The organism is Catenibacterium sp. UBA627 (assembly GCF_002299355.1).
GTDB lineage: Bacteria > Bacillota_I > Bacilli_A > Erysipelotrichales > Coprobacillaceae > Catenibacterium > Catenibacterium mitsuoka.
The window spans coordinates 5,375-5,761 of sequence record NZ_DBPF01000054.1; the positions used below are offsets into that span (position 1 = coordinate 5,375).

Annotated in this window: 1 protein-coding gene; it reads right to left on the reverse strand. The window is 31.3% G+C overall.

All coding sequences use genetic code 11. The annotated features are described in order from the left end of the window. Positions 1 to 9: 9 nt before the first annotated feature. A complete protein-coding gene (locus B2S90_RS03835) occupies positions 10 to 285 on the reverse strand; it encodes a hypothetical protein (RefSeq protein WP_055234238.1) in 276 nt (91 codons plus the stop codon). Positions 286 to 387: the final 102 nt, after the last annotated feature.

Consider the following 387-nt stretch of genomic DNA (forward strand, 5'->3'; position numbering starts at 1 on the left):
AAACGGTTATTAACCGTTCTTCTTTTTTAAGATTACTTTTGTAACGATGATGATTAATACTAATACGATTGCAGATGAAATATAGAAAGTATTCATTAGTGGTGGTTTGCTGAACCACTTAGTAGAATCTGCAATCATACGTGCAGCTAAGGCAATTGAGTAACCAGTAGAAGCAGCACCTACTAAAGCAAGTAATGCTTTGAATAGTTTTCCAGTAACTTCAGTAAATAGAATTGCGATTGCAAGAGTACATAACGCAATGAATATATAAATGACTAATTGCATCGGGGAAACCTCCTTTTCACACTTAGTAAAAGATATCATAAAATCTATATTTTTGCAATTGTGTTCTCATAATTAAACAGTAATATGTAAATTATGTGAAAT